Raw genomic sequence first — 1,053 nt, forward strand, 5'->3', positions numbered from 1 at the left:
GGGTAAAAATCAATCAAATGGCCGTTGTGGGCAAACAGCCAATATTCGCCCCACATCTCGCGCATGAAGGGATGAGTGTTCGCCAATGAGGTCTGACCTTGTGAGGCCTTGCGGATATGGGCGATAACGTTTTCGGATTTGATTTGGTAGGCGCGCACCAAGTCGGCAACGGGCGAGTTGGCACTGGGTTTGTCGTCGTGAAACAAGCGCACGCCTTTGCCTTCAAAGAAACCGATGCCGAAACCATCGGCATGGTGGTCGGTAATGCCGCCTCGACGGCGGAAGCCTTCAAAAGAAAACATGATGTCTGTGGGAGTGTTGCAATTCATGCCGAGCAGTTGGCACATGGCGTTAACCTTTTTTCCGAGTATTTATAGGGTCATTATGGTGTATCGGGCAGGCAGTTTCAATATATTCTTTGCCGTTTTAGGGTAGGTGATACAGGCTGTATCGAATTAAAAATAAAGAATTTCGCTTTGTAGGGGATTGTTAGGATATTTACTAATTCTGTGCTAACACTTCCCCTATAAAATGCTTTGCAGAACAAAAAGACCTCCTCACATAACGATATGTTCTACTCACAACGAAACATAATTTTCCCCACCATCGTTTTACCTCAAGGAGTGTTCAATGAAACTGAATCTGCAAAAAACCACCGCTGCTGTTTTGGCTGTTGTGTTCAGCGTAGGCGCATTTGCAGCTAATAATGCCTATAACCCATTCGAGTATGGCTACAAAAATCACAAATACGGCAAAAAATGGGGCAAGCCTGCATCTGAAGCCGAAGGCGAAAAAGTGATGAAACACGCTGCCTACCGTTCAGGCGTGTACTACACCAACGTAAACCGTATGCCTGGCAATGCAGACCGCAATGGCGTGAAAACCGTACAGGTTAACGACGCATATACCCGTCAAAACCTCGGCCGCTATGCGTTCAACACCATCAAGAGCGGTGACTCTGAAGTATACTACGGTGAGTGGGTCGGTAAAGAATACGCTAAAGGCTCTAACCGCGGCGTTTTCTACTCCGGCGACAAACGCGCTACCTCTATG

General features: G+C 47.4%; 1 protein-coding gene and 1 pseudogene. One reads left to right on the plus strand and one right to left on the minus strand.

Annotation, left to right across the window (positions count from 1 at the left end):
• On the minus strand, positions 1-347 hold a 347-nt coding region (locus tag ACTHUR_RS11810; RefSeq protein ID WP_440398698.1), incomplete at its 3' end, for a class II glutamine amidotransferase.
• A gap of 283 nt (positions 348-630) precedes the next feature.
• Between ACTHUR_RS11810 and ACTHUR_RS11815 the strand changes: the two are divergent.
• Positions 631-1,053, plus strand: a pseudogene (locus ACTHUR_RS11815) (Slam-dependent surface lipoprotein); the annotation flags it as partial.

The organism is Neisseria sp. P0021.S007 (genome assembly GCF_051956855.1).